Origin of the sequence: Pseudomonas sp. NBRC 100443, assembly GCF_030268185.1 — a bacterium.
Classification (GTDB): Bacteria; Pseudomonadota; Gammaproteobacteria; order Pseudomonadales; family Pseudomonadaceae; genus Pseudomonas; species Pseudomonas citronellolis.
In genome coordinates, this window is sequence record NZ_BSQE01000102.1 from 1 (window position 1) to 263 (window position 263).

Here is a 263-nt window from a genome sequence, read left to right on the forward strand (position 1 = left end):
GACCTACTCTCACATGGGGAAACCCCACACTACCATCGGCGATGCGTCGTTTCACTGCTGAGTTCGGGATGGGATCAGGTGGTTCCAACGCTCTATGGTCGTCAAGCAATTCTTTCGGATGCTCGTGACTTACGCACACGCTCACCCTGATTCGGGTATGTGACAGGTATTTGCGGTTCACACGAACTTTCGGTTCGTCGACTTCACCGTCTAACACACAAATTGTTTGGGTGTTATATGGTCAAGCCTCACGGGCAATTAGT

The 263-nt window shown here is 51.0% G+C and carries 1 rRNA gene; it reads right to left on the reverse strand.

The annotated features are described in order from the left end of the window. A 5S ribosomal RNA gene (rrf, locus tag QSJ95_RS32725) occupies positions 1 to 106 on the reverse strand; the annotation flags it as partial. Positions 107 to 263 lie beyond the last annotated feature (157 nt).